Raw genomic sequence first — 25,316 nt, 5'->3', positions numbered from 1 at the left:
ACGACCAACCCACCGAGGAGCCTGACATGAAGCCCCCCGTCCAACGGGAACAGGGGCCGGCCACCACCCTCCCGGTCGGCTCCCCGGCCGCGGTCCGCGCCTACCTGCAGCTGCTCGCCCGGCGCCACCGGGCCGGCTTCTCCTCGGTGGTGCTGCTGCATTCGGTGGCCACCGTCGCCGGACTGGTCGGTCCCTGGGTGCTCGGCACCCTGGTCGAGTCACTCGCCACCGGCACCGCCGAGTCGACCATCGCGGTCGCGGCCGGCTGGTACCTGCTGGCGCTGGTGGTGCAGTCCGCGTTCACCTGGTGGTCGCGGCTGCGCGGCAGCATCCTCGGCGAGCGGGTGCTGGCCGACCTGCGCGAGGACTTCCTGGTCCGCTCGGTGGCGCTGCCGACCGGCGTCCTGGAGCGGGCCGGCACGGGGGACCTGGTCTCCCGGGGCACCACCGACATCGACCGGCTCGACAAGTCGGTCCGGGAGGCGGTGCCCGAGCTGGCCGTCGCCGTGGTGTCGCTGCTGCTGGTCATGGGCGCCCTGGTGCTCACCTCGCCGCTGCTCGCGCTCACCGCGCTGATCGGCCTGCCGCTGCTGCTGGCCTCCTCGAGCTGGTACTTCCGGCGTGCCCCGCAGTCCTACCGCAACGAGTCGGCCGGCTACGCCGCGGTGAACACCGTGCTGGCCGAGACGGTCGACGCCGGGCGGACGGTGGAGGCGCTGCGCCTGGGCGACGACCGGGTCCGGCTGACCGACCGCAAGCTGGGCGAGTGGCTCGCCTGGGAGCGGTACACCCTCTGGCTGCGCTCGGTCTGGTTCCCGACCATCGACGCGGTCTACACCCTGGCCGTGCTCGGCACCCTGGTGCTCGGCGGCCTGTTCACCCTGCAGGGCTGGATCTCGGTGGGCCAGCTGACCACCGGGGTGCTCTACGCCCAGGCGCTCACCGCGCCGGTCGACCTGATCCTGCGCTGGTACGACGAGCTCCAGATCGGGCAGGCCTCGCTGGCCCGGCTGGTCGGGGTCCGTGAGGTGCCCGAGCAGGAGACCGACGAGGACGCCAGGCCGAGCGGCCGCCGGGTCGAGGCGACGGATGTGCGGTTCGGCTACCGCGAGGGTGCCGACGTGCTGCACGGCATCAGCCTGGACGTCGCCCCGGGCAGCCGGGTGGCCCTGGTCGGGCCGTCCGGCGCCGGCAAGTCCACCCTCGGCCGACTGCTCGCCGGGATCTACGCCCCCGGCCGGGGCAGCGTCACGCTCGGCGGTGCCGCGCTGGCCCGGATGCCGGCCGAGCGGGTCCGCGCGCAGGTCGCGCTGGTCAACCAGGAGCACCACGTCTTCGTCGGCAGCCTGCGGGACAACCTGCGGCTGGCGGCGCCGGAGGCGGACGACACCGAGTTGCGCGGGGCACTCGGCGCCGTGGACGCCGGAGACTGGGTGGACGCGCTGCCGGAGGGCCTGGACACCGAGGTCGGCTCGGGCGGCACGGCATTGACCCCGCCGCAGGCGCAGCAACTGGCGCTGGCCCGGCTGGTGCTGGCCGATCCGCACACCCTGGTGCTGGACGAGGCCACCTCGCTGCTGGATCCGCGGGCCGCCCGGCACCTGGAGCGTTCGCTCTCCCGGGTGCTGGAGGGTCGGACGGTGATCGCGATCGCGCACCGGCTGCACACCGCGCACGACGCGGACGTGATCGCCGTGGTCGAGGGCGGCCGGATCAGCGAGTACGGCAGCCACCCCGAGCTGGTGGCGGCGGGCGGTCCGTACGCGGCGCTCTGGCGGTCCTGGCGCGACGAGCGCTGAGCCGGCCGGACCGGGGGAGGCCTCCCGGGCCGTCCCCGGTGGGCCGTCCCCGGTGGGCCTTCGCCCGTCGAGCCCCCGGCCGTCCGGCCCCTGTCGAGCCCCGGGCCCCGGCCCTTGGTCCGGCCACCGTGACGGCCCCCGTCAGGCCGCCACAGCAGCCCAACGGGGGCCGTAGAGCGGGTTGCCCCGTGCGGGCTACTCCCGGGCGCGTAACCGGAGAAATCCGCCGATCGGATCGCAGACTTGAGCGTGTGACCAAGATTTCAAACGGTTCGTCCGGCGCCAAGCGCAGCGAGATCGCCGGCATCCCCACCCGGTACATCGGGATCGGGGTCATCATCGTGCTCGCGGTGTGGTTCCTCTTCGCCAACCTCGACAGGGTCCAGATCCAGTTCTGGGTGTTCACCGTCACTGCCCCGCTCTGGATCGCCCTGCTCGCCACCCTGGTGGCCGGCGGCGCGCTCGGCTGGCTGCTGAAGGGCCGGCGTGTTAGGTGACCGCCCGGCGGGAGGACCGGGGCGGGCGGTGCCGGCTCACCGTCACGAGCAGGAGCCGGGTGGGCGGGACCGCGGAGCCGCCCGCCGCCCAGGCGGCCAAGGGCGCGGCCTCGGCCGGCCGGCCGCCGCAGATCTGCGCCGAGCGGCGGGCGGCCGGGAGCGGTACGAGGCGGTGAACGAGGTCGAGGGGCGGCTGTCCAGCTCCTGCGTCGCGGTGGTGCGCGCGGGCGGCGGCACCGCGACGACCACGACGGGGTGCTCGGCGTCGACGAGTAAGACGTCGCGGTCCAGCTGGGGGCAGCCCTGCTGCGAGGGCTCGGGCTGAACGAGCGCACCCGGGTGGCGACGGCGCAGGCGCTCAAGGACCTCGGCGCCTAGTACCGGGCAACGGCGTGGGGCACCGGGGGCCGGAGGGGGGCACCGGGGCCGGAGGGGGACGAATCGGGCCGGTGGCGCGGGGCGGTTCCGGTGGGGCGGGTGATCCCGCCGTAAACCATAGGTGCACACGGGGTCAGGCCGGGCTCCTCCAAAGTCTGCTTATGATTGCCGGACTGCAGCGGAGCGGACGGGCGGAGGGGTAGTGGATCCGGTATTCGATTCGCGGCACATCAGGACGTTCCACGAGGTCGTCCGGGCCGGCTCCTACTCGGCGGCTGCCCGCGAACTCGGCTACACCCAGCCCGCCATCACCCAGCAGATGAAGGCGCTGGAACGCTCCGTCGGCCTCCCGCTCTTCACCCGGGCCGGGCGCGGACTTCGGCTCACCGAGGCCGGCGAGGCGCTGGCCCGGCACTCCGAGCAGATCCTCGGCAGCCTCTCGGCCGCCCAGCAGCAGCTCGCCGCGCTGGCCCGGCTGCGCGCCGGGCGGGTCCGGGTCTGCGCGTTCCCGAGTGCCAACGCCACCCTGATCCCCGAGGCGATGGCCCGGCTGCTCGCCGAGCACCCCGGCGTCCGGGTGGAGCTGCTGGAGGCCGAACCGCCCGACTCCGTCCAGCGGCTGTTGCGCGGCGAGTGCGACATCGCGCTGGCCTTCCGTTATCCGGGCGTGGTCACCGAGCTGCCGGACGGCGTGGACGAGATACCCCTCATGGAGGACCTGCTCACGGTCCTCCTGCCGGTCGGCCACCCGCTCGGGCGTCGCCACGCCGTCCGGCTGTCCGATCTCGACGGCGAGCGGTGGATCGCCGGCTGTCCGCGCTGTCGGGCCAACCTGCTGCACGTCTGCGCCGAGGAGGGCTTCGCGCCCGACATCGTCTTCTCCACCGACGACAACCTCGCCGTGCAGAGCCTGGTCGCGGCCGGGGTCGGGATCGCACTGATGCCCGCGCTGGTGCTCTCCTTCATGTGCCACCGCAAGGTCACCGGGCGGGCGGTCGAACCGCACCTGCGCCGCCAGGTGAGCGCGTACGTGCTCCGCGAGCACCGACGGATCCCGGCGACCGCCCTGGTGCTGGACCACCTGCGGTCGGCGGCCGCGGCCCGGGTCGGCTGCTGACGCCCTGCTGAGGCCTGCCGCCGTCCTGCCGCTGCCGCCGTGACCCATAAGCTGGATTTCGGGGACAGCTAACGAACCATCGTTGGACGTGATAGGTGGGGTGCCGCCAACCTGCTGCCATGACACCCTCAGCCACGGTCGGCAGCGGCCGTCTCACCGAGCGTATGACCGCTCTGGTCGGCGAGGTCCGCGCGGTCGTGGACCGCGGACTGCCGCCCGAGCTCACCGCCTACCTGGTCGGCGAGCGGCTCGCCCCGCACCTTCGCGAGAGCGACCTGCTCACCGAGGACCAGCGCGAGGGTGACCCGGACCGCTACCGCCAGCACCTCGTGCACGCCGAGCCCGACGGCGGTTTCTCCATCGTCGCCCTGGTCTGGCTCCCCGGCCAGTACACCCCGATCCACGACCACGTCGCGTGGTGCGTGGCCGGTGTCCACGAGGGGCAGGAGAGCGAGACCCGCTACCGGCTCGTCTCCGACGGCCGCACCGCCCACCTGGTGGAGACCGAGCACGTGGTCGCCCCGGCCGGGAGCGTCGCCGCCTTCGCCCCGCCCGGTGACATCCACGCCGTCCGCAACACGGGCACCACCATCGCCCACTCGATCCACATCTACGGTGCCGACATCTCCCGCCTGGGCACCAGCGTCCGACGGACCTACCGGCTGCCCGCCGACGGCCGGCGGTGAGCACCCGGTGGCGCTGACCGTCCGGGAGCGGCACGCCCGCACCCGCATGCTCCCCCCGCTCGGCGGGGACGCCCCCGGCCTACTGCTCGCCGCCCTCGGCGTCGCCGCGGCCCTCGCCGTCCACCAGGCCGTCCCCGCCGTGCCCAAGCTCACCGCGGCGGTGGTGCTCGGCATCGGTGCCGCGCACCTGCCCGGACTGCGCCCGGTCGTCCGCGGCGTCGCCCGCCCCGGCCTCTCCACGGCCGGGAAGCGGCTGATGCGGATCGGCATCGTCCTGCTCGGTCTCAAGCTCTCCCTCGGCGACGTGCTCGGGCTCGGCTGGGCCACCGTGGCCATGGTGCTCGCCGTGGTCGCCGCCACCTTCGCGGGCACCTGGTGGCTCGGGCGCCGACTCGGCCTGCCCGGCGACCAGCCGTTGCTGGTCGCCACCGGCTACTCGATCTGCGGCGCCTCCGCGATCGGCGCGGTCAGCCAGGCCGCAGGGAGCGACGAGGAGGACGCCGCCGCCTCCGTCGCCCTGGTCACCCTCTGCGGGACCCTCGCCATCGCCGTCCTCCCGCTGCTCCAGCACCCGCTCGGGCTCGGCGAGGCCGAGTTCGGCCGCTGGGTCGGCGCCAGCGTGCACGACGTCGGGCAGGTGGTCGCCACCGCGCAGACCGGTGGGGCCGGTGCGCTGCGCGAGGCGGTCCTGGTCAAGCTGATGCGCGTCATGCTGCTGGCACCGCTGGTCGCCGGCGTCGTGGTCGCGGTGCGCCGCTCGCGGGCCGGTCGGGGCGAAGCCGGGGGCACGGCCGCCACCCGACCGCCGATCGTGCCGCTGTTCGTGGCCGGCTTCCTCGCCATGATCGTGCTGCGCACCACCGGCGTGCTGCCCGACCGGGCGCTCACCCTGGCTGCGGACGCCCAGGAGTTGCTCCTGGCCGCCGCCCTGTTCGGCCTCGGCAGCGCCGTCCACCTGCCCACCCTGCTGCGCACCGGCGGGCGGATCGCCCTGCTCGGCCTGGCCTCCTGGGTGATGATCGCCGGCGTCTCCTACGCCGGAGTGCTGATCACGACATGACCGGGCCGGGCCCGGCCTCGGCTATTGTCGGGCGGGTAGTCCGTGCATCCGAGCCTGCAAGGGAACCCGCATGTCCACCGCACTGCCCGCACGGGACGGCCACGACGCCGTCGTCACGCTCGACCGGCGGGAGGGCCCCTTCGGCGAGGTGGTCCTGCGGCAGCGGGGGCGGCACTTCGAGATCATCGCCAACGGCTGTTTCCTGATGGACACCGCCGACGGCCGCTCCGAGCGACTGCTGATCCAGGCCGCGCTGGACGAGCTGGACCGCGCCGGCACGGTGCCGACCCGGCCCTCGGTGCTGATCGGCGGACTCGGCGTCGGCTTCTCCCTGGCGTACGCGGCGGCGGAGCCGCGGTGGGGCCGGATCGCGATCGTCGAGCGCGAGACCGCGATCATCGACTGGCACCGGACCGGTCCGCTGGCCGCGTTCTCGGCCGGTGCGCTGGAGGACGTCCGGGTCGAGGTGCTCCACACCGACCTGCTGGAGTACCTGGCGGCGGCCGACGGCGAGCGCTACGACGCGCTCTGCCTCGACATCGACAACGGCCCGGACTGGACGGTCACCGACTCCAACGCCGGGCTCTACGGCGCGGACGGGCTCGCGGTGCTCCGGCACCGGCTGCAGCCCGGCGGGGTGCTGGCGGTCTGGAGCGCGCAGCCCTCCCCGGCCTTCGAGGAGGCGCTGCGCGCGGCGGGCTTCTCGGACGTGGCGACCCACGAGATCCCGGTCGCCCGCGGGGTGCCGGACGTCGTGCACCTGGCCCGCCGGGCCGGCTGACCTGCTGCGCCGTTCCCGCCCGGCCGGGATCACGGCGGACGCTTCGCATGGCTTCGCACCGCGGCGTCCGGGACGGCCCCGAGCCCCGAACGTCCGGAAGCGGACGTGTGGGGCGTGCGGGACCGCCCTGGACCAGGACGTCAACGCGGCGGCCGACGTCGTCAGGGCCGCCGGACTGCCGGTGTCAGCCTGTCGAGCGCAGGCCGGACCGGCACAGCGGGAAGAAGCAGGAACCCGCCGGGACGGTCGGGTGACCGTGGTGGGAATCCCCGGCCGCCTGGCCGGGGATCGCGCGTCACCGCAGGCCGTTGTCCACCGCGGCCATCAGCTCACCGCTCGCGGTGTCCCCGTCGAACGACCAGACCATCGCGCCCGCCAGTCCCTGGGACTTGATCCAGGCGGTCTTGCGGGCGATCTCGGTCGGGTCGTCGTAGGTGTAGAACACCGTGCCGTTGTAGAGGTAGGCGAAGCCGGCCACCGGATCCCGGTAGAGGGTGTAACCGCCGCTCGCGGCCAGGTCCTTGAGCTTGTGGTAGTCCTCGAAGCCGTTCTCGTAGCTGCCCGGAGCCGGTCCGGTGGCGCTCTGGAAGAGGCCGTTCGTGGTGCCGCGCGGCACGCCCGTCCAGCCGCGGCCGTAGAACGGGATGCCCAGCGTGAGCTTGCTCTTCGGGGCGCCGCCGTCGACGTACGCGTTGATGGCGATCTCGGAGCTGAACCGGCGGTCCGGGGTCGACGGGTCGCCGGCCGCGACCTTGAGGGCGGACTGCTGGTTGGTCGTCATCTCCCAGGCGCCGTGGTAGTCGTAGCCCTGGATGGTGGCGAAGTCGAAGGCGCCGAACAGGCCGGGGACGTCGATGCCCGCGGTGATCTTCGCCGGGTCGGCCGGGAGGAAGGCGCTCAGCGTGTAGTGCTTGCCGGTGGTGGCGCCGAGCGCGTCCAGCTGGCGCCGGAACTCCTGGGCCAGCAGCGTGTAGTTGGCCTTGTCGGCGGGCCTGAAGATGTTGCCCAGGTGCCCGTCGGAGTTCGGCCACTCCCAGTCGAGGTCGATGCCGTCGAAGATGCCGGCCGCACTGCCCGCGCCGCCGCGGCCGTCGATGACCGGCAGGTTGCCCTTGATGTACATGTCGATGCAGGAGCTGACCAGTGCCTTGCGGGAGGAGTCGGTGGCGGCCGCGTCGGAGAACCACTTGCTGTACGACCAGCCGCCGATCGAGATCTGGATCCGCAGGTTGGGGTACTTGGCCTTGAGCTGCTTCAGCTGGTTGAAGTTGCCGGCCAGCTTCTGGTCCCAGGTGTCGGTGGTGCCGGCGACCGAGTTGCCCGCGTCCCACCCCTTGCCGTAGTCCGCCCAGGCGTCACCGGCGCCGTCGCCCGCGTTGGGATCGGAGTCGTTCCCGGCCGCCTTGTTGGTGATGAAGCACTGCTTGGTGGTCGGGTGGATGTTGGCGAAGGCGTAGTTGAGCGTGGTGAGCCGGCCGGCCGAGCCCGAGGTGTCGAGCTTCTTCACGCTGTAGCCGCGGGCGTAGATGCTCCACTGGGTGAAGTAGCCGATCTTCAGAGCCCCGGGGTCGGTGCCGCCCGGCTTGGTCCTTCCGGTCGCCGGGCCGGAGGCGGGCGAGACGTTCCCGGCTGCGTCGCGGGCCTTCACGCTGAAGGTGTAGGAGGTGTCGGGCGCCAGGTTGCCGACCGTGGCGGACGGCGTGGTGACGGTCGCGGCGAGCGCCGTGCCGTTGTAGACGTCGTAGGCGGTGACGCCGACGTTGTCGGTGCTGGCCGCCCAGCTCAGCGAGATGCTGTTGGCGTCCGAGCCGGTCACGGTGGGGGTGCCGGGGGCGGTCGGCGGCTGCTTGTCCGGGTCGACCGGCGGCTTGGTGGTGGCGCCGACCGGGCCGGCGGCGGCCGAGCGGTTGCCCGCGGCGTCGAAGGCCTGGACGGTGAACTGGTAGGCGGTGCCGGCGGTGAGCCCCTGGACGGTGACCGCGGTGGTGGCGCCGTCGGTGGTGGCCACCTTGGTGCCGCCCTGGAACACGTCGTAGCCGGTGACCGCGACGTTGTCGGTGCTCGCCGTCCAGGAGAGGTCCACGGTGGTCTGGGTGGTGGTGCCGGCCTGGAGGTTGCCCGGCACGCTGGGCGCGACCACGTCCCCGCCGCCGCCCTCGCAGGGCAGGCCGTTCAGCTTGCAGTTGAGCAACGGCTTGTAGGCGCCCGAGTAGGCGATGTTGAAGCCGAAGTTGTACGTGCCGCCGGGGGGCAGACTGCCGGCCCAGCTCGGGTTCTTCACGGTGACGTGCGAACTCGCCGTGGTGTAGGTCGCGTTCCAGAGTGAGGCGACCGTGTTCCCCGAGGGCAGGTCGAACTCCAGTGTCCAGCCGTTGAGCGAGGTGCTGGAGCCGTTGGTGATGGTGTATCCGCCCTCGTAGCCGGAGCCCCAGTCGCTGCCCTTGGTGAAGGCCGCGGTGGCGGACCCGGAGACGGCGTGGGCGGTGGCGGCGGGGAGGGCGGCGGCGAGCAGCGGGACGAGCAGGGTCCCGGCTGCGAGCAGCGGCAGGCTGATCCGACGTCTGCGCATGGATGTGGCTCCTGTCCTGGGGGCCCGGGCAGGCCCGGACGCCCCGTTACCCGTGGGGAGGTGTCAGGTGCGTGGAGCAGCGTGCTCCGGGCCATGGGGGCGGCGCGGAACCGGGGACCTCGGGCCGTCGGGGTGCCGCGGAGGATCCTGAGCCGAGGGTAGGGAGCGGACGGGCAACTGGCAATAGGTCTGTACCAGTTGGCGGTCGGGCCGGGGCGCGGACGGGCGGGTGGTGGAGCGACGGTGCCGGGCCCGGCGAGCGTGTCGCCGGGTCCGGCACCGTCGTCCACCGAGGGTGCGCCCTAGCCGAACGGGCTGTTCTCGGGTGCGGCGGCGGGGGTCTCCGCGGGCGGGGCGGGGGTGTCGGCGGCCATCGGGGCGAAGGGGTTGAAGTCCGGCGGCGGGACCGTCACCGGCGTGCCCTTGGGCTTGCGGTCCGGATCGTCGGCGGTGTCCTCGGCCGGCAGGGTGACGGTCGGTGCCGCGACGGCCGGCGGGACCGGGGGCGGCGGCGGGGCGGCCGAGGACGACTGCGGGATCGTGGTGCCGAACGGGTCGCTGTGCTGCTCCGGCACCACCGTGCCGAACGGGTCGGACACGGGCGCGGTGGCCGGCGCGGCGGGCGCGGGCGGGGCGGGGGTGTCGGCGGCCATCGGGGCGAAGGGGTTGAAGTCCGGCGGCGGGACCGTCACCGGCGTGCCCTTGGGTCGGTCGTCCGCCTCCGCACCGGGCACGGTGGTGTCGGTGAGGGTCGGGGCCAGCGGTGCGAACGGGTTGAAGTCCGGCGGCGGGACCATGACGGGCGTGCCCTTGGGCGCCCGCTCGGAGTCGGCCGCCGGGCCGTCGTCCGGGACGAGGATCGGCTGGGTGGGGGTCGGCTCGGCGACCGGGGCGAAGGGGTTGAAGTCGGCCGGGGGGACGCGGACCGGCGTGCCGCGCAGGTGCACCGGCAGCGGGGTGGCGTCGGCCGGGACCGGGTCGGCGAACGCCGTCGGCATCGAAGGGACTTCGGTGGTGACCGCCTGCGCGTCCGGCGCCACGGGAACGCCGGCGGGCGGCGTCGCGGGGGCCGCCGGGGCCGTCGCGGCCGTGGCCGGGGAGGTGAGCTTCCCGGCCACGCCGTCCCAGCCGAACTGGACGCTCTTCAGCAGCTCGGCGAAGACCCCCGTGTACAGCTCCCAGTCCTGCACCCGGCCGGTGGCCAGCTGGACGCAGAGCACCGTCACGCCGTCCGGCAGCGGGACGAAGGCCTCCGCCACCGAGGTGACCGTCCCGCGGCGCTGCCCGTCCGCGGCCAGCGAGGCGGGCACCGGGACGCTGCGGCCCTCGACCAGGACGGCGGCCGGCCCGGCCGGCAGCAGCACCGTCCAGACCTCGGCGTGCCGGCGGACGGTGGCGAGCTCGGTGGCGAGCTCGGTGATCGGCAGCGGGTGCTGGGCGAGCGCGACGGTCAGCGTCGCCTCGCTCGGGCGGCCGTCGACCTCGACCGCGCAGACGCCGGCGTAGGCCGTGCCCGAGGCGGTGACGGTGTCGGCCAGCGCGGCGGCGACCACCGCGAAGTCCCGGCGCGGCGCCGGGCCGGTGCCGCTGAACAGCTCCTCGACGAGCTCGGCCAGATGGGCGGTCAGCTCGACGGCCGCCGCACCGGTCACCGGGTCGGTGCCCTTGGCGACGGCCGGGCCGTCCGCGGCCGCCGGGTCGGCGGACACCGTGCGTGCGGAGACGCCGGGCGGGCCGCCGGGGGAGGTCAGCGCGTGGAAGCCGGGCGGCACCACCAGGCGGACCTCGGCGCCGGCACCGGTGGCCAGCTCCACCGGCTCGCGGGTCTGCTGCCCGGCGGCGAGTTCGGCCAGCGCCGGGGCGAACGCCGGGCGTAGCTTGGGGTCGGCGGGCTCGCCGGTCACCGGCAGCTCGAAGAGGGCGGCCGCCGCGGTGCCCCGGTCGGCCACGGTGCCGCGCACCGCGCCGCCGCCGAAGCGGGCGAGCAGCGCGTCGGCGACCGCTGCGGAGAGCGGGGCGCCGGTGCCGGGACGGGCGGTGCCGGCGGTGACCACGGTGCCGAGCCGGTCGACGGCGTCGTGCACCGGGCCGTTGGGCGCCAGCCGCAGGTTGAACAGGGTCTCGGCGGCGGGGTGCGCGCCGGCCCGCAGCGCGGTCAGCGAGGCCGCCGGGTGGCGTGAGGTGTGCGGCTCGAAGAGGGCGTCCACGAGGGCGCCGAGCGTCGCGGAGACCTGCTCCGCGGCGGCGAAGGCGTTGGCCTCCGTCGTGAACTGGCCGTCCTGGGTCAACTGATGAGCCCCCGCTCTGCGCGTGCCTTCGGTGGTCCGGTGGTTCGGGCACGCGCTCGACCGGCATGCCGTCAGATCCGTGCACATTCCTATCAGAGGGCGCTGTCACCGCAGAACCGGCGGTCCGTCAGGCCGGCGCGGTTCGGGCCGGCGCTCCTCGGATCGGTGTCCGTCGGATCGGTGTCCGTCAGGCCGGACCCGGTCCGGCCTGCTGCCCGGCTTCCGCGGTGGGTTCCGGGGCGGCGGGCGGGGGCACCACGGCCAGGGCGGTGACCGCCTCGGCGATGCCCGGGACGGCGAAGAGCCCGGAGAGGTCCCGCACCAGCCGCCCGGTCGGGCCCTCGGGGCGCTCGCCGGCGAAGAACCCGGCCAGTTCGACGGCCAGGGCCGGCTCCCGGGCGGCGGTCAGGGTGAGCGAGGCCACGAACTCCTGGACCAGCTGGAGCTGCAACTGCTCCAGCGGCAGCGAGCGCTCGGCCAGCCACTCCAGCGAGGTGATCTCGGCGTTGGCGATCCAGGCCCGCACGGCCAGCCGCAGGCCCGCGCTGGGGGAGGGGACGGCCAGGTGGGACAGGATCTGCTCGTGCGCGGCCTGCCGGACCTCGTCGATCACCGCGGACGTCCCGGCGCTGGCGGCCACCGAGCCGCCGCGCAACAGCGCGGCGAAGCCGGGGCCGTGGCTCTGCACGAAGTCCAGGTAGCGGCCCATCACCCGGTACAGGCGCTCGGAGAGCGGGCCCTCGGCCGGCTCCTCGAACCGGGCGGCCAGCTCGCGGCCGGCCCGGCGCAGCGACTCCTCGTACAGTGCCTGCTTGCCCGGGAAGTAGTGGTACACCAGCGGCCGGGAGGCGCCGGCGGCGGCCGCGATGTCGTCGATCGACACCTCCTCCGGCGGGTGGCAGCTGAACAGCTCCAGTGCGACCGTGATCAGCTGCTCGCGCCGTTCGTCCACGCTGAGCCGGCGCCGCGGCCGGTCACCGCCCTTGTCCGCACGGGCGGCGGCCTTTCCGGTGGCCTTGCCGGTGGCTGCTCCGGCGGCCTTGCCGGCAGCCGGGCCGCGGTCGGTGCGCGCGGACGGGGGCGTGGCCGACGGCGTACGGGAAACCATGCGCGTCACCCTATCCGTCCGGGCCGCGGCCGGTGGATCTTGGACGCCCGGGCCGGCGCCGGCCCGGGCGCCCCCCGCGGCGGCCGCCCGACCGGGTGGCCGTGCCCGACCGTGGCGCTGTGACCGGCCGTGGTGCTGTGGCCGAAGGTTCGGGGGAGGTCCGGCCCGGCCGGTGTCACCGGGCCCGGCCGGTCTGCCAGGCGCGGTAGCGCCGGTAGGCGTCCAGCCCGTCCGGCACGAAGGTGTCACGGGCGAGCCGCTCGTCCAGCTCGGCGGGGGTGAGCCAGGCGTGCCAGGCCACCTCGGACTCCTGCGGCGTGACCGGCCCGTCCCACTCGGCCTGGTAGACGTCGCACCACCAGGCGAGCCGGTCCCGGCGGAAGAGGAACTTGAACAGCGGGCGGGGCTCGATCCCGCTGACCCCCAGCTCCTCCTCGGCCTCCCGGACGGCGGCGCTCGCGTACGTCTCGCCGGCGCCCACCACGCCGCCCACGAACATGTCGTACGCGCCGGGGGCGAACAGCTTGGTGCCGGTGCGCCGGTGGACGAAGAGCCGCCCGGCGGGGTCGCGGACCAGGACGAAGACGCAGCGGTGCGTCAGCCCGTCCCGGTACACCTCCCCGCGCAGCGCGGTCCCGATCACCCGGTCGTGCTCGTCGACGACGTCCAGCAGCTCTTCGGCAGGGTTGGTCATGACCGACAGGTTAGGGTTTCGGAGCCGGTTCGAACGGTTCGAACGGCGCGGAAGACCCGAACGATCCCAATCGTTCCCACGACTCGGGGGCGGGCGCAGCGGTCGGCGCGGGCACGGGACGACGGTCGGACGGGACAGGGCGGCACGCGGTGGTGGAGATCTGGGGCGAGACGGCCGAGGGCTTCGAGCCGGTACGGGAGGCCTTCGCGCGCAACTTCCGCGAGTACGGCGAGCTGGGCGCGGCCTTCGCGCTCTACCTGCGCGGCCGCAAGGTGGTCGACCTGTGGGCCGGCGACGCCCGTCCCGAGGTCGGCGGGCGGCCGGCGCCGGCCGTGCCGTGGACGGCCGACACCGCGCAGGTGCTGCGCTCGGTCACCAAGGGCCTCACCGCGACCACCGCACTGCTGCTGGCCGAGCGCGGGCAGCTCGACCTGGACGCGCCGGTCGCCTCGTACTGGCCCGAGTTCAAGGCGGCGGGCAAGGACCGGGTGCCGGTGCGCTGGCTGCTCTCGCACCAGGCCGGGGTGCCCGCGCTCGACGTGCCGCTGCGCCTGGAGGACGTGCTCACCTGGGAGCGGGCGGCGGCCGCCGTCGCGGCCCAGGCGCCCGCCTGGGAGCCGGGCACCGCCCACGGCTACCACCCGTACACCTTCGGCTGGCTGGTCGGCGAGGTGGTCCGGCGGGTCAGCGGGCGGACGGTCGGCCAGTACCTCGCCGAGGAGATCGCCCGGCCGCTCGGTCTGGACCTGTGGATCGGTCTGCCGGCCGGCGCCGCGCCCCGGGTCGGCCGACTGGTGGACCTGCCCGCCCCGGAGGCCGCCCGGACCGGGCAGAGCGGGCTGCGGCTGCGCCCCAAGCAGTCGGTGCGGGACGCCTACCAGGACCCGACCTCGCTGACCGCCCGCGCCTTCGCCTCGGTCCGCCCCGGCGTGGACCTCAACGACCCGGCGGTGCAGGCCGCCGAGATCCCCGGTGCGGGCGGGATCGGCACCGCCCGCTCGGTCGCGCGCTTCTACGCGGCGCTGGTCGGTGCGGCGGACCGGCACGGCGGGGCGCCCGGCGAGACGCACCCGCCGCTGCTCGGGCCGGAGCTGCTGGCCCGCGCGGTCGGACCGGCGGTCAGCGGGCCGGACCGGGTGCTGATCGTCAACTCGACTTTCGGCCTCGGCTACTTCCGGCACAGCCCGACCGCGCCGATGGCCTCACCGGCGAGCTTCGGCCACCCGGGCCGGGGCGGGTCGCTCGGCTTCGCCGACCCGGACCTCGGGATCGGCTTCGGCTACGTCACCAACGGCATGCAGCCCGGCGTCACGGGCGACGTCCGCTCCCGCAACCTGATCCGCGCGGTGCGCGGCTGCCTGGGGCTCGCCTGACGGGCCTCCGGGGAGGTCCCGCCGGGCGCGGACTGCGGCCGGTCGCTGAGCCCGCCACACGTGGCGGAACGCTCTGACGGGAGGCCCGTCCGGCCCGGGAGGCCCGTCAGGCCTGGCCGGTCTCGAAGCGGCTGATCTTCCCGCCGTCGACGGTGAAGCGCCACGCGGTGCGCATCTCGCCCCAGGTGTCGTTGCGGTAGTTGGCGACCAGCGCGTGCCCGTTCTGGGACTCGGACTGGACGTCCAGGTGGCCGCTGCTGGAGAAGATCTCCCGCTCGGTCCAGTCCTCGACGTTCCGGTCCGAGCCGTCGTCGGACATCGTGGCGTCGGAGGTGAGCGCCTCGAAGAAGGCGGTCCGGTCGCCGGCGTTGAGCGCGGTGACGAAGGCGCGGACGGCCGGGTCGGTGAGCTTGGCGGTGGCGATGGTCATCGAGTTCTCCCTGGAACGAGAAGGGGTTGGGCCTCCTCCTGTCTAGGGCGTCGCCCGGGCGTGTCCGGGCGTGTCGGCGGCGTGTCGGCGATTTTCGGCTTTCTTGTGCTTAGATCCCGATATAGGCGATTTGTCAGTTGACGGGAGTCCTGTGGGCCACGGGGAGTGGTGACGGAGTGGGAAGTCGGCCGGCCCGACTTCCCACTCCGCGATCTCGGCCCCGGCGCGACCCGGTGCGCGACCCGGCGCGCGACCGACCCGGCGCGACCCGGCGCGACCCGGTGCCGGCCGGCTCGGCGCAGCACCGCCTAGAAGAAGCCCACGGCGTCGGGGGAGTAGCTGACCAGCAGGTTCTTGGTCTGCTGGTAGTGCTCCAGCACCGCCTTGTGGTTCTCCCGGCCGATCCCGGAGTTCTTGTAGCCGCCGAAGGCCGCGTGGGCGGGGTAGGCGTGGTAGCAGTTGGTCCAGACCCGGCCGGCCTGGATGGCCCGCCCGGCCCGGTACGCGGTGTTGCCGTCCCGGGTCCACACGCCCGCGCCGAGCCCGTACAGGGTGTCGTTGGCGAGGGCGATGCCGTCCTCGAAGTCCTCGAAGCGGGTGACGGAGAGGACCGGACCGAAGATCTCCTCCTGGAAGATCCGCATCCCGTTGACGCCCTCGAAGACGGTGGGCGTCACGTAGTAGCCGCCGGCGAGCGACCCGCCGAGTTCCGCGCGCTCGCCGCCGGCCAGCACCTTGGCGCCTTCGGCCTGGCCGACCTCGATGTAGGAGAGGATCCGCTTCAGCTGGTCGTCGCTGACCTGGGCGCCGATCTGGGTCTCGGTGTCCAGCGGGTCGCCCTGGCGCATCGCCCGCACCCGCTCCAGACCGTCGGCGAGCACCCGGTCGTAGGCCTCGGCCTGGACCAGCGCCCGGCTGGGGCAGGTGCAGACCTCGCCCTGGTTGAGGGCGAACATCGCGAAGCCTTCGAGCGCCTTGTCGTAGAAGGCGTCCCGCTCGGCCGCGACGTCGGCGAAGAACAGGTTCGGGCTCTTGCCGCCGAGCTCCAGCGAGACCGGGATCAGGTTCCCGCTGGCGTACTGGGAGATCAGCCGGCCGGTGGTGGTCTCGCCGGTGAAGGCGATCTTGCGGATCCGGCTGCTGGAGGCCAGCGGCCGCCCGGCCTCCAGGCCGAAGCCGTTGACGACGTTGACGACGCCGGGCGGCAGCAGGTCGGCTATCAGCTCGATCAGGAGCAGGATCGAGGCCGGGGTCTGCTCGGCGGGCTTGAGCACCACCGCGTTGCCGGCCGCCAGCGCCGGGGCGAGCTTCCAGACCGCCATCAGGATCGGGAAGTTCCACGGGATGATCTGGCCGACCACACCGAGCGGCTCGTGGAAGTGGTACGCCACGGTGTCCTCGTCCAGCTGGGAGATGCCGCCCTCCTGGGCCCGCAGCACGCCGGCGAAGTACCGCAGGTGGTCGACGGCCAGCGGGAGGTCGGCGGCCAGCGTCTCGCGCACCGGCTTGCCGTTCTCCCAGCTCTCCGCGACGGCGAGCTCCTCCAGGTGCGCCTCGATCCGGTCCGCGATCCGCAGCAGTACCTGTGCGCGCTCGGCGGGCGGGGTGCGGCCCCAGGCCGGGGCGGCGGCGTGGGCGGCGTCGAGCGCGGCCTCGACGTCCTCGGCGGAGCCGCGGGCGACCTCGGTGAAGACCTCACCGGTGACCGGGCTGGGGTTCTCGAAGTACTCGCCGCGGACCGGGGGCGTCCAGCCGCCGCCGATCCAGTGCTCGTACCGGGAGCGGTAGCGGACGATGGAGCCGGGTCGCCCGGGGGGCTGGTAGACCGTCATGCTCGGGTGCCTCCTCGCGTTGTCGGGGGCGCCGCCGAGGCCGCACGGGCCGGGCGGCGCGCCGGACCGCGGACCCGGGGCCCGCGCGGTCCGGCGGAGGGTACGGACGCGCATGTGGGCGGGGCGTCGCCGGGGCGCCCGCGCCGTCGAGCACCCTAGCCGGGGACGGCGGGCCCGGCTACGGTCCGTCCCCGACCGCTGTACGGAGGGTGGTGGTTTCCGGCCGTTTTCGGCCGCGCGGGTGGTGCGGGCGGCGGGCGTGGTCCGCCCCGGCAGCCCGGCCCGGCGCCCTGCCGGAGCCGCGCCGGGCCGGGCCTGGGCTGCGCTCAGGCAGTCAGGTAGCGGCCGGTGCGGGACTCCCAGGTGAGGTAGCCGGCCAGCCAGGTGACCAGGCCGTCGGCGTAGCGCTGGGCGAGGATCCGCTCCACCCGGGCCAGGCCGAGCTCCCGGTGGACGGCGGGCAGGCGGTCGTGCAGCTCGCCGCAGCGCTCGACCATCAGCTGGGCCTCGGCCATCACCACGGCGCAGGCCTCCTCGGCCGAGCAGTCCCGCTCGCGCTGCACGATCATCACCAGGTTGTTGACGTCCCCGCGCGGCGCCTCCAGCGGGAAGGACCGCACGTCGTTGCTGAGTGACGGTATGTCGGCGGCGAGCTGCCGGAGTTGACGGAGCACCGGGTGGTGGAGGACGGCGGCGGGGACCTCGAAGTTGCCGAGCCGCTCCACCATGTCGAAGATCGTCTCCATCGCGGCGGTGCCCCGGCGCAGGGCCAGGTAGCCGTCGCGATCGGGCGGCCGTTCGGAGATCCGGCCGGCGGCCTCGGCGGGGTGGCTGGCCAGGTACCACTCCCAGTTGTACGCCGCGCGCGCCTGCCAGCGTGCGGGCATGCCCCGCGCGCTGCGCTCCCAGAGGTCCGCGAAGGCGGTCTCGACCGCGGAGGACGGGTTCGGCCGAGCGCCGTGCAGCACGCCGATCAGCCGTTCGCAGATCGGGGCCACCTCGGTGGGGCGCCGGCCCAGCGGCCCGTCGAACTGGTCGTCGAAGAGGAAGTAGAAGCCCATCAGATCCGCGGCCAGCGCGAGTTCGTCCGGCCCGGCATCGGGGTAGCCGAGTGCGGCGAGCGACACCACGTCCCAGTGCGCATAGGAGGGGTGGTAGGGGTCGGGCAGCAACGGATGCCGCAACAGCCACGCGTGGTGCAGTTCGGCGGCGTGCCGTCCGTGAGGGCTGCGACGGTGCGGGAACGGAATCTGAAGTGAGGTGTCGTCAGACATCGGACTCCCGGTGCGGCTGAGGGTGGGGGTCTACAGAGTACGAGGGCTTTTCGCGGGGAGTTGAGTTGCGGTGCTCGACGTGAACGGAGTGGCATGGCAAGATCAACTGATCGCGAAGGCCGCAGAGTATCTGATGCAATGATCGGACGTTAGGTATATAGGGCAAATGCCCTTGGCAAGCGGGCCGAACCCTCAATTCCGGCCCCAGCCTGGGTGAACGCCGCGCAGCGCGCCCCCCGCGGCGCTAACCTCGCTCCCACGAGCACGGAACTGCGAGGCGGAGGCGCGACGGTGACCGAGCAGGAACACGAACTTCGGGCGGGAGTCGGCGGACGGGAGACCGACACCGCGTCGACCCGGGTCAGGCTGCGCGACCGTGACGCCGAACTGCGTTCCGCCGAAGCCGCGGTGGAGAAGCTCTGCCGGGAGTTCGCGGCCGGCGGCACCGAGATCGGCGAGCTGCTCACCTTCTGCGGCCGGCCCGGCATCGGCAAGACCAGCCTGCTGCACGAGGTCCGCCGGATCGCCAAGCTCCGTGACGGTGCCACCGTGCTGTTCGCCCGCGGGGGCGAGCGCCAGTCCAACGAGCCGTACCACGTGCTGCGCCAGCTGCTCCAGCCCGTCCTCGGCAGCCTCGAACCGGCTGAGTTCCGCCAGGTCATGGGTACCTGGGAGGAGGTCGTCGGACCGGCCATGGGCCTCAAGCAGCCGAAGGCCGGCGCCCGCCGCCTCGACCCGCAGGGCGTCCGCGACGGCCTCGACTACGTCCTCACCCAGCTCGCCCCGCGCCGCGCCCCGATGGTGATGATCGTCGACGACCTGCACTGGGCCGACCTCGAATCGCTCGCCTGGCTCGCCCAGTTCGCGGTCCGCGCCCGTGAACTGCCGGTCCTGCTGGTCTTCGCCCACCGCGAGGACGCCGCGGACTGGCAGCCCGAGGCGAACGACCACCGGGCCGCCGTCTCCGACCTCGCCACCCGCCGGCACGAGCTGAGCCGGCTCACCCTGGTCTCCGTCACCGACATGGTCCGCGCCGAGCTCGGGGACAAGGCCGAGGACTCCTTCTGCTACGAGTTCTGGAACGTCGTCAACGGCAACCCTTTCGAGGCCGTCGCCCTCCTCGACCAGGTCCGGGACCAGGAGCTCGACCCGGTCGAGGAGAACTCCCAGCAACTGCGCGAGCTGGCCGTCGACGTCATCGGGATGACCCTCAAGGGCTGGCTGGACCGGCTCGGCGCCTCCACCCTCCGCTTCGCCTGGGCCTGTGCGATGCTCGGCACCGACATCCGCCAGGACCTCGCCGCCCGGATCTCCACCCAGAGCACCGAGGGCGCCCGCGACTCCGTCAAGCAGCTGCGCAAGCAGCGCATCCTCACCCAGACGCCCGGCGGGAACCTGGAGTTCGTCCACCCGCTGATCGGCAGCTCGATCTACAACACCATGCCCGAATCCACCCGGACCGGCATGCACGGCGTGGCCGCCGCCGAGATCGAGAACGCCGGGCTCGGCCTTCTCGCCGCCTCCCGGCACCTGGTGGAGACCTTCCCCGGCGAGGGCGACGACCGGACCGTCCGCAAGCTGCGCCGCGCGGCCCAGGAACACCTGCTGATCGGCGCGCCCGAGGCGGCCCAGCGCTGTCTCCACCGCGCCCTCGCCGAACCGCCGGACGACGACATCCGCGCCGAGGTGCTCTACGAGCTCGGCTGCTCCGCCCTGCTCACCGACCCGGCCGCCACCGTCAACCAGCTCAAGCTCGCCCTCGACCCGGAGGAGGGACCGCTGCGCCCCTCGCTCCGGGTGGACGCCACCTTCCGGCTCTCCGAGGTGCTCGCGCACAGCGGCCAGCTCGGCGAGGCGGCCCGGGTCTGCCAGGACGAGGCCGGGAACACCGTCGACGACCCGGCGGGCCGGCTCCGGCTGGAGGCCGCCGCGTTCATGTGGCACGCCTACCGCAAGTCCGAGGAGGACGGGCCCGCCCGCTCCGCGCGGCTGGGCGCGCTCTGCGCGAGCCTCACCGGCCGGGAGGCCGCCGACCGGGCCGTCCTGGCACTGCGCGCCTGGGACCTCACCCTGCGCGGCGAACCCTCCGCCGAGGTGCTGCGGCATGCGGACCAGGTCCTCGACCAGGGCCGGCTGCCCAGGGGGCTCGGCTGGACTGACTCCACCTGGGGCTTCGAGCTGCCCGCCACGCTCGGCCTCTCCTACACCTACAACGACCGCATCGCCCAGGCCGAGCGGCTCTTCGGGGACGCCATCGTCCAGTTCGAGATCGCCGGCTGGAGCGGTGCCCACCGCGGCTTCGCCTACTTCCTGATGGGCCTGGCCAGGTTCCGCCGGGGTCTGCTCGCGGAGGCCGAGGACTTCCTGCGCCGGGCGCTGCGACTGTCCGAGCGGATCGGCCCCAAGCTGCCGCTCGCCTGGGACGCCGTCGGCGTCCTGGTGGACACCCTGATCGCTCGCGGCCGGGTCAACGAGGCCTGGGAGGTCGCGAGCGGCTTCGGGTTCAACCCGCCGTACCACGACACCGCGATGGTCCTGCCGGACGCGGCGTCGCTCTACGGCAAGCTGCTGCTCGCCAAGGGCCGCAAGGCCGGCGCCGCCGCCGCGCTGACCGACGCCGGAGCCCAGCTGGAGGCGCGCGGCTGGCACAACACCGTCTGGGCGCCGTGGGCCGGACACCTCGCCGTCGCGCTGGCCAAGGACGAGCCCGAGCGCGCCCGCTGGTACGCGCAGAAGTCCGTCGCCGACGCCCGCCGCTTCGGGACCGCCTCGGCGATCGGCACCGCGCTGCGGCTGCAGGCCGAGATCGAGGACGGGCAGCAGGCGGTCGAGCTGCTGGAGGCCGCGGCACGCCACCTCGGGCAGTCGCCCGCCGGTTACGAGCACGCCGTCGCCCTGGTGGACCTCGGTGCCGCGCTGCGCCGGGTCGGTCGGCTGGAGGACGCCCAGGAGTACCTGTACCAGGGCATCGAGCTGGCCCAGCACTGCGCTGCCGACGGCCTGGTCGTCCGGGCCCGCCGGGAGCTGGCCAATTACGGCCTGCGGCCCAACCGGCTCAGTGACACCCGAGAGACGCTCTCCCAGCCCGAGTGGGACGTCGCCCGGCTCGCCGTGCGCGGTCTTCCGGCGCAGCGGATCGCCGACCAGCTGGGCGTCCACCTGAGCCTGGTCAACCGCCGACTGGCGGCGGTCTACCGCAAGGCGGGCAGTGGCCCCGACGGGCTCGCCTCGGCGCTCGGCCTGCCGCCGGAGCAGCCGGCCGACGGCGCGGGCGACCGTGCGGACGGATAACGGCGGCGCCGGGGAGCGCTGACGGCGAGCGCTGCCGGGAAGTGGTGCCGGGGCGCCGGGGCGGGGCGGCGGCCGGGAGCACCGGGGCGGCGCGCGGGCGCGGCAAGAGCCCCCGTACCGCCCCCGGTGACTAGGCTTTCGATCCGTAGGAAACTCCCTGGGGCCCGCCCTTCGGCGGGCCTCCGACGACCGGGTACCCAGGGGCTGCGGCGCGTCCGCGGCCGGTAGTGAGGAGCAGGCCATGGCGACGCCCCCGGCGAACGGGTCGCAGGCGACCAGCGTGCGGCGCGGACCCCTCGAACCCTCGGGCGCCGGCACGGCGATCGAACGCTGGACGCTCCGGGCCGGCCCGTACGAGGCGACCGTGCTCACCCTCGGGGCCACCCTGCACACCCTCACCGCCCCCGACCGCTCGGGCCGGCCGGGCCAGGTGCTGCTCGCCCCCCACCGGCTCGCCGAGATCCTCGGCCCTGGCCGGCACTACGGCAGCGTGGTCGGCCGGTACGCCAACCGGATCGACGGCAGCACGGTGACCATCGACGGTGAGGATCATCCGCTCGCCCCCACCGGCGGCGGCATGACCCTGCACGGCGGCCCGGACGGCTTCGCCCACCGGATGTGGGAGGCGCAGGCGCTCCCCTCGGGCGTCCGGCTCCGGCTGCACAGCCCGGACGGCGACCAGGGCTTCCCCGGCGGGCTCGACGTCACCGTCGACTACACGCTGAGCGCCGCCGGTGAGCTGGCGATCGCCTACCAGGCGGTCACCAGCCTGCCGACCGTGCTCAACCTCACCAACCACGCCTACTTCAACCTGGCCGGCGAGGGCGGCGGTGACGTCCTCGGCCACCTGCTGACCGTGGACGCCGACGGGTACACCCCGGCCGACGAGCGGCAGATCCCGTACGGGCGCATCGAGCCGGTGGCCGGCACGCCGTTCGACTTCACCGTCGCCCGCCCGATCGGCAAGTCGGTGCACGACGAGCACCCGCAGCTGGCCGGGCCCGGCGGCTACGACCACAACTGGGTGCTGCGCCCGCGCCCGGCGGACGGCGTCCCGGCCCGTGCGGCGCTGCTGGAGGACCCGGTGAGCGGCCGCACCCTGGAGGTGCTGACCACCGAGCCGGGGATCCAGGTCTACACGGCCAACAAGTTCCAGGGCGCGGTGACCGGGGCGAGCGGGACGGCGTACGGGCCCTACGCCGGCGTGGCGCTGGAGACCCAGCACTTCCCCGACTCCCCGCACCACCCGGGGTTCCCCGGCACCGAGCTGCGGCCGGGGCGGGAGTTCCGCTCGACCACCGTGCTGCGGCTCGGGGTGGCCTGACCCCGGGGCGCGGACCCGCGGGGTACAGACCGCGGGCAGGCACAATGGGGGGAGCCGAACGAGAGCCCGGGCCGTCGGCCCGGGCTCCCGGCATGTCCGGCTGCAAGCGTCTTTCCGCAACGCAGCGTACTAATCGCATCGTTCATACCCGGGTGAACCGGACATATCGTCGCCGTAGCTTCACCGGTCAACTACCGTGCGGCAACGTCAAGGACACGCGCGCGTAACGATCGCCGATTCTTGCAGAAACTTGCTGCAAGGACTTTCCGCGACGATTGCCCCGCTGTTAACTTCCTTCCGAGCCCGACGGCAGCAACGGTGCGGTCGGCACGAGGCAGCCATTATGCGCCTGTCTCCCAACATCTCGGGCACCCCCACCCCTCCAAGGAGTTCTCATGCGGCGTGGCATCGCGGCCTCTGCCCTCGTTGTGGCCCTCGCGGTCTCGATGGCTGCCTGTGGCAGCAGCGGCTCCAGCTCGGACGGCAAGGCCGACGGGCCGGTCACCCTCACCTACTGGGACACGTCGAACGCGACCAACGAGGCGCCCAACTACCAGGAGCTCGTCAAGAAGTTCGAGGCGGCCAACCCTGAGATCAAGGTCGACTTCGTCAACGTCCCGTTCGACCAGGCGCAGAACAAGCTCCAGACCGCCATGGGGGCCAAGGGCGCTCCGGACGTGTTCCGCTCCGAGGTCGGCTGGACCGCCGCCTTCGCCAAGGCCGGCTTCCTGGAGCCGCTGGACGGCACGCCGGCCACCGCCGACGCCGGCTCCTTCCAGCCCACCCTGGTGCAGCAGGCCAAGTACGACGGCAAGACCTACGGCGTGCCGCTGGTCACCGACACCCTGGGTCTGCTCTACAACAAGGAGCTCTTCACCAAGGCCGGCGTCGCCGCCGCCCCCAAGACCTGGGACGAGCTGAAGACCGCCGCCGCCGCCGTCAAGGAGAAGACCGGCGTGGACGGCTTCTGGCTGAAGGCCGCCGACGGCTACTACGCCATGCCGTTCCTGTTCGGTGAGGGCACCGACACCGTCGACGCCGCCGGCAAGAAGATCACCGTCGCCTCGCCCGAGGCCGTCAAGGCCATCGAGACCTACAAGACGATGTTCACCTCGCCGGGCACCGCCAAGGCCGACGTCACCACCGACGCCTACGCGCACATGATGGACGCCTTCAACAGCGGCAAGGTCGCGGCGATCATCCAGGGTCCCTGGGAGATCACCAACATCTACAAGGGCTCCGCGTTCGCCGACAAGACCAACCTCGGCATCGCCCCCGTACCGGCCGGAGCCTCCGGCAAGGCCGGCGCCCCCACCGGCGGCCACAACATCTCCGTCTACGCCGGCTCCGACAAGGCCCACAAGGTCGCCGCCGAGAAGTTCGCCGCCTTCATGACCTCGGCCGAGAGCCAGGCGTTCATCGCGAAGAAGAACTCCACGCTGCCGACCCGCTTCGACGCCTTCACCCCCGAGGTCAAGGCCGACCCCGGCATCGCCGGCTTCCAGGCGGTCCTCGCCAGCGCCAAGCCCCGCCCCGAACTGCCGGAGTACAGCTCGCTGTTCGCCTCGCTCGGCACCAACCTCGGCAAGGTGGTCCAGGGCACCGGCACCGAGGACGGCCTGAACACCGTCGCCACCGACTACGCCAAGCTCCTCCCGGGCTTCGCGAAGTAACACCCCGCAGCCGTCCGGCCCGCCGCCACCTCCCCGGCGGGCCGGACGGCCGGACCCGTAGCAGCAGCAGTCGCCGTAGCGAGGCGGCGGACCTCCCCGAGAAGGTGTCGAACATGTCAGTCGCCGTGCAGGGCGCCACCGGCCAGGGCAGCCGGGAGCGCGATCCGCGTCCGGGCCTGATGGAGCGCCTCAAGCGCTCGTACGCCAAGCACTGGTACGCCTACGCGATGATCGCGCCGGTGGTGCTGGTGCTCGGCGTCCTTGTGCTCTACCCGCTCGCCGAGGGTGTCTGGCTCACCCTCACCGACGCCAACAGCCTCAACGCCGCCCGCAAGATCGGCGTCAACGAGATCCCGGCCAGCTACCACTTCGTCGGCTTCGACAACTACGCCGACATCCTCTGGGGCCCCGGCTCGTACGACCGCTTCTGGTCGCACTTCGTCTGGACCATCAGCTGGACGGCCCTGTGCGTCGCCCTGCACTACGGCATCGGCCTCGGCCTCGCCCTGCTGCTCAACCAGAAGCTGCGCGGCCGCGCCTTCTACCGGATGATGCTCATCCTTCCGTGGGCCGTGCCGACCTTCGTCACCGTCTTCTCCTGGCGGCTGATGCTCGCCGACGGCGGCGCCGTCAACGGCCTGCTCTCCGCCCTGCACCTGCCCGAGCCCGGCTGGCTGGACGACCCGCTGGCGCAGAAGGCCGCCGCCGTGCTGGTCAACACCTGGGTCGGCGTGCCGTTCATGATGATCTCGCTGCTCGGCGGCCTGCAGTCGATCCCGGCCGAGCTCTACGAGGCCGCCGAGATGGACGGCGCCACCGCCTGGCAGCGGTTCCGCCACGTCACCCTGCCCGGGCTGCGCACCGTCTCCTCCACCGTCGTCCTGCTCGGCGTGATCTGGACCTTCAACCAGTTCGCCGTGATCTTCCTGCTGTTCGGCGGCAACGGCGCACCCGACGCCCAGCTGCTGGTCACCTGGGCCTACCGCCTCGGCTTCGGCCAGCAGCCCCGCGACTACGCGCAGTCCGCCGCCTACGGCGTCATCCTGCTCTCCATCCTGATCGTCTTCACCGCCTTCTACCGGCGCTGGCTCGCCCGCAACGAGCAGGCGAACGGCTGATCCCGACCACCCCGGCGACACGAA

General features: G+C 73.7%; 18 protein-coding genes. 11 read left to right on the top strand and 7 right to left on the bottom strand.

Translation table 11 applies throughout. The features are described 5' to 3' along the window. Positions 1–26: 26 nt before the first annotated feature. The 6 genes from ACF9IK_RS06830 to ACF9IK_RS06805 all read left to right on the top strand — a co-directional run bounded on the left by ACF9IK_RS06830 (position 27) and on the right by ACF9IK_RS06805 (position 6,318). Positions 27–1,799, top strand: a complete 1,773-nt coding sequence (locus tag ACF9IK_RS06830) for an ABC transporter ATP-binding protein (protein ID WP_395293333.1) — start codon at positions 27–29, stop codon at positions 1,797–1,799. Positions 1,800–2,050: 251 nt separating this feature from the next. Continuing rightward, positions 2,051–2,296 carry a LapA family protein gene (locus ACF9IK_RS06825; protein ID WP_395293332.1) on the top strand — a complete coding sequence of 82 codons (246 nt, stop codon included), beginning with the start codon at positions 2,051–2,053 and terminating at the stop codon, positions 2,294–2,296. Between the two features lie 580 nt (positions 2,297–2,876). Then, complete coding sequence (locus tag ACF9IK_RS06820; RefSeq protein ID WP_395293331.1) at positions 2,877–3,791, top strand: LysR family transcriptional regulator; 915 nt, start codon at positions 2,877–2,879, stop codon at positions 3,789–3,791. Positions 3,792–3,910: 119 nt separating this feature from the next. Beyond that, entirely contained in the window at positions 3,911–4,477 is a 567-nt protein-coding gene (locus tag ACF9IK_RS06815; protein ID WP_395293330.1) for a cysteine dioxygenase, read from the top strand. 46 nt (positions 4,478–4,523) lie between these two features. Further along, positions 4,524–5,537, top strand: coding sequence for a YeiH family protein (locus tag ACF9IK_RS06810; RefSeq protein ID WP_395298487.1), 1,014 nt, complete (start codon positions 4,524–4,526; stop codon positions 5,535–5,537). Positions 5,538–5,607: 70 nt separating this feature from the next. Beyond that, positions 5,608–6,318, top strand: a complete 711-nt coding sequence (locus tag ACF9IK_RS06805) for a spermidine synthase (RefSeq protein WP_395293329.1) — start codon at positions 5,608–5,610, stop codon at positions 6,316–6,318. Between the two features lie 295 nt (positions 6,319–6,613). On the opposite strand, the gene ACF9IK_RS06800 is transcribed toward ACF9IK_RS06805, so the two are convergent. The 4 genes from ACF9IK_RS06800 to ACF9IK_RS06785 all read right to left on the bottom strand — a co-directional run bounded on the left by ACF9IK_RS06800 (position 6,614) and on the right by ACF9IK_RS06785 (position 12,977). Continuing rightward, positions 6,614–8,887, bottom strand: coding sequence for a glycosyl hydrolase family 18 protein (locus ACF9IK_RS06800; protein ID WP_395293328.1), 2,274 nt, complete (start codon positions 8,885–8,887; stop codon positions 6,614–6,616). Positions 8,888–9,189: 302 nt separating this feature from the next. Beyond that, positions 9,190–11,175: a hypothetical protein gene (locus ACF9IK_RS06795; RefSeq protein WP_395293327.1), complete on the bottom strand. Its 1,986-nt coding sequence runs from the start codon at positions 11,173–11,175 to the stop codon at positions 9,190–9,192. Positions 11,176–11,362: 187 nt separating this feature from the next. Next, the gene (locus ACF9IK_RS06790; RefSeq protein ID WP_395293326.1) at positions 11,363–12,283 is read right to left on the bottom strand and encodes a TetR/AcrR family transcriptional regulator; all 921 of its coding nucleotides are present in this window, start codon (positions 12,281–12,283) and stop codon (positions 11,363–11,365) included. Between the two features lie 175 nt (positions 12,284–12,458). Beyond that, entirely contained in the window at positions 12,459–12,977 is a 519-nt protein-coding gene (locus ACF9IK_RS06785) for an NUDIX hydrolase (RefSeq protein ID WP_395293325.1), read from the bottom strand. 149 nt (positions 12,978–13,126) lie between these two features. Between ACF9IK_RS06785 and ACF9IK_RS06780 the strand changes: the two genes are divergently transcribed. Beyond that, a complete protein-coding gene (locus ACF9IK_RS06780; RefSeq protein ID WP_395293324.1) occupies positions 13,127–14,350 on the top strand; it encodes a serine hydrolase domain-containing protein in 1,224 nt (407 codons plus the stop codon). Positions 14,351–14,456: 106 nt separating this feature from the next. Here ACF9IK_RS06780 and ACF9IK_RS06775 read toward each other — a convergent pair whose 3' ends face one another. The 3 genes from ACF9IK_RS06775 to ACF9IK_RS06765 all read right to left on the bottom strand — a co-directional run bounded on the left by ACF9IK_RS06775 (position 14,457) and on the right by ACF9IK_RS06765 (position 17,886). Next, entirely contained in the window at positions 14,457–14,780 is a 324-nt protein-coding gene (locus ACF9IK_RS06775) for a nuclear transport factor 2 family protein (protein WP_395293323.1), read from the bottom strand. Between the two features lie 308 nt (positions 14,781–15,088). Further along, positions 15,089–16,612, bottom strand: coding sequence for an acetaldehyde dehydrogenase ExaC (exaC, locus tag ACF9IK_RS06770; RefSeq protein ID WP_395293322.1), 1,524 nt, complete (start codon positions 16,610–16,612; stop codon positions 15,089–15,091). 326 nt (positions 16,613–16,938) lie between these two features. After that, entirely contained in the window at positions 16,939–17,886 is a 948-nt protein-coding gene (locus tag ACF9IK_RS06765) for a terpene synthase family protein (protein WP_395293321.1), read from the bottom strand. A gap of 291 nt (positions 17,887–18,177) precedes the next feature. Between ACF9IK_RS06765 and ACF9IK_RS06760 the strand changes: the two genes are divergently transcribed. The 4 genes from ACF9IK_RS06760 to ACF9IK_RS06745 all read left to right on the top strand — a co-directional run bounded on the left by ACF9IK_RS06760 (position 18,178) and on the right by ACF9IK_RS06745 (position 25,292). Continuing rightward, the gene (locus ACF9IK_RS06760; RefSeq protein WP_395293320.1) at positions 18,178–21,177 is read left to right on the top strand and encodes an ATP-binding protein; all 3,000 of its coding nucleotides are present in this window, start codon (positions 18,178–18,180) and stop codon (positions 21,175–21,177) included. A gap of 241 nt (positions 21,178–21,418) precedes the next feature. Continuing rightward, entirely contained in the window at positions 21,419–22,501 is a 1,083-nt protein-coding gene (locus ACF9IK_RS06755) for an aldose epimerase family protein (RefSeq protein ID WP_395293319.1), read from the top strand. A 395-nt stretch (positions 22,502–22,896) separates the two neighbouring features. Next, positions 22,897–24,174, top strand: a complete 1,278-nt coding sequence (locus tag ACF9IK_RS06750) for an extracellular solute-binding protein (RefSeq protein WP_395293318.1) — start codon at positions 22,897–22,899, stop codon at positions 24,172–24,174. Positions 24,175–24,287: 113 nt separating this feature from the next. Further along, the gene (locus ACF9IK_RS06745) at positions 24,288–25,292 is read left to right on the top strand and encodes a carbohydrate ABC transporter permease (RefSeq protein ID WP_395293317.1); all 1,005 of its coding nucleotides are present in this window, start codon (positions 24,288–24,290) and stop codon (positions 25,290–25,292) included. Positions 25,293–25,316 lie beyond the last annotated feature (24 nt).

It is taken from the genome of Kitasatospora hibisci (genome assembly GCF_043950205.1).
Classification (GTDB): domain Bacteria; phylum Actinomycetota; class Actinomycetes; order Streptomycetales; family Streptomycetaceae; genus Kitasatospora; species Kitasatospora hibisci.
Note: the sequence above shows the minus strand (reverse complement) of the source record. Positions and strands in the feature narration are given on the sequence as shown.

Excerpts from the sequence above, each read along its gene's own strand:
- ACF9IK_RS06830 (WP_395293333.1), top strand. The coding sequence starts at position 27 with ATGAAGCCCCCCGTCCAACGGGAACAGGGGCCGGCCACCACCCTCCCG.
- ACF9IK_RS06815 (WP_395293330.1), top strand. The coding sequence starts at position 3,911 with ATGACACCCTCAGCCACGGTCGGCAGCGGCCGTCTCACCGAGCGTATG.
- ACF9IK_RS06810 (WP_395298487.1), top strand. The coding sequence starts at position 4,524 with ATGCTCCCCCCGCTCGGCGGGGACGCCCCCGGCCTACTGCTCGCCGCC.
- ACF9IK_RS06805 (WP_395293329.1), top strand. The coding sequence starts at position 5,608 with ATGTCCACCGCACTGCCCGCACGGGACGGCCACGACGCCGTCGTCACG.
- ACF9IK_RS06800 (WP_395293328.1), bottom strand. The coding sequence starts at position 8,887 with ATGCGCAGACGTCGGATCAGCCTGCCGCTGCTCGCAGCCGGGACCCTG.
- ACF9IK_RS06790 (WP_395293326.1), bottom strand. The coding sequence starts at position 12,283 with ATGGTTTCCCGTACGCCGTCGGCCACGCCCCCGTCCGCGCGCACCGAC.
- ACF9IK_RS06785 (WP_395293325.1), bottom strand. The coding sequence starts at position 12,977 with ATGACCAACCCTGCCGAAGAGCTGCTGGACGTCGTCGACGAGCACGAC.
- ACF9IK_RS06775 (WP_395293323.1), bottom strand. The coding sequence starts at position 14,780 with ATGACCATCGCCACCGCCAAGCTCACCGACCCGGCCGTCCGCGCCTTC.
- exaC (WP_395293322.1), bottom strand. The coding sequence starts at position 16,612 with ATGACGGTCTACCAGCCCCCCGGGCGACCCGGCTCCATCGTCCGCTAC.
- ACF9IK_RS06765 (WP_395293321.1), bottom strand. The coding sequence starts at position 17,886 with ATGTCTGACGACACCTCACTTCAGATTCCGTTCCCGCACCGTCGCAGC.
- ACF9IK_RS06755 (WP_395293319.1), top strand. The coding sequence starts at position 21,419 with ATGGCGACGCCCCCGGCGAACGGGTCGCAGGCGACCAGCGTGCGGCGC.
- ACF9IK_RS06750 (WP_395293318.1), top strand. The coding sequence starts at position 22,897 with ATGCGGCGTGGCATCGCGGCCTCTGCCCTCGTTGTGGCCCTCGCGGTC.
- ACF9IK_RS06745 (WP_395293317.1), top strand. The coding sequence starts at position 24,288 with ATGTCAGTCGCCGTGCAGGGCGCCACCGGCCAGGGCAGCCGGGAGCGC.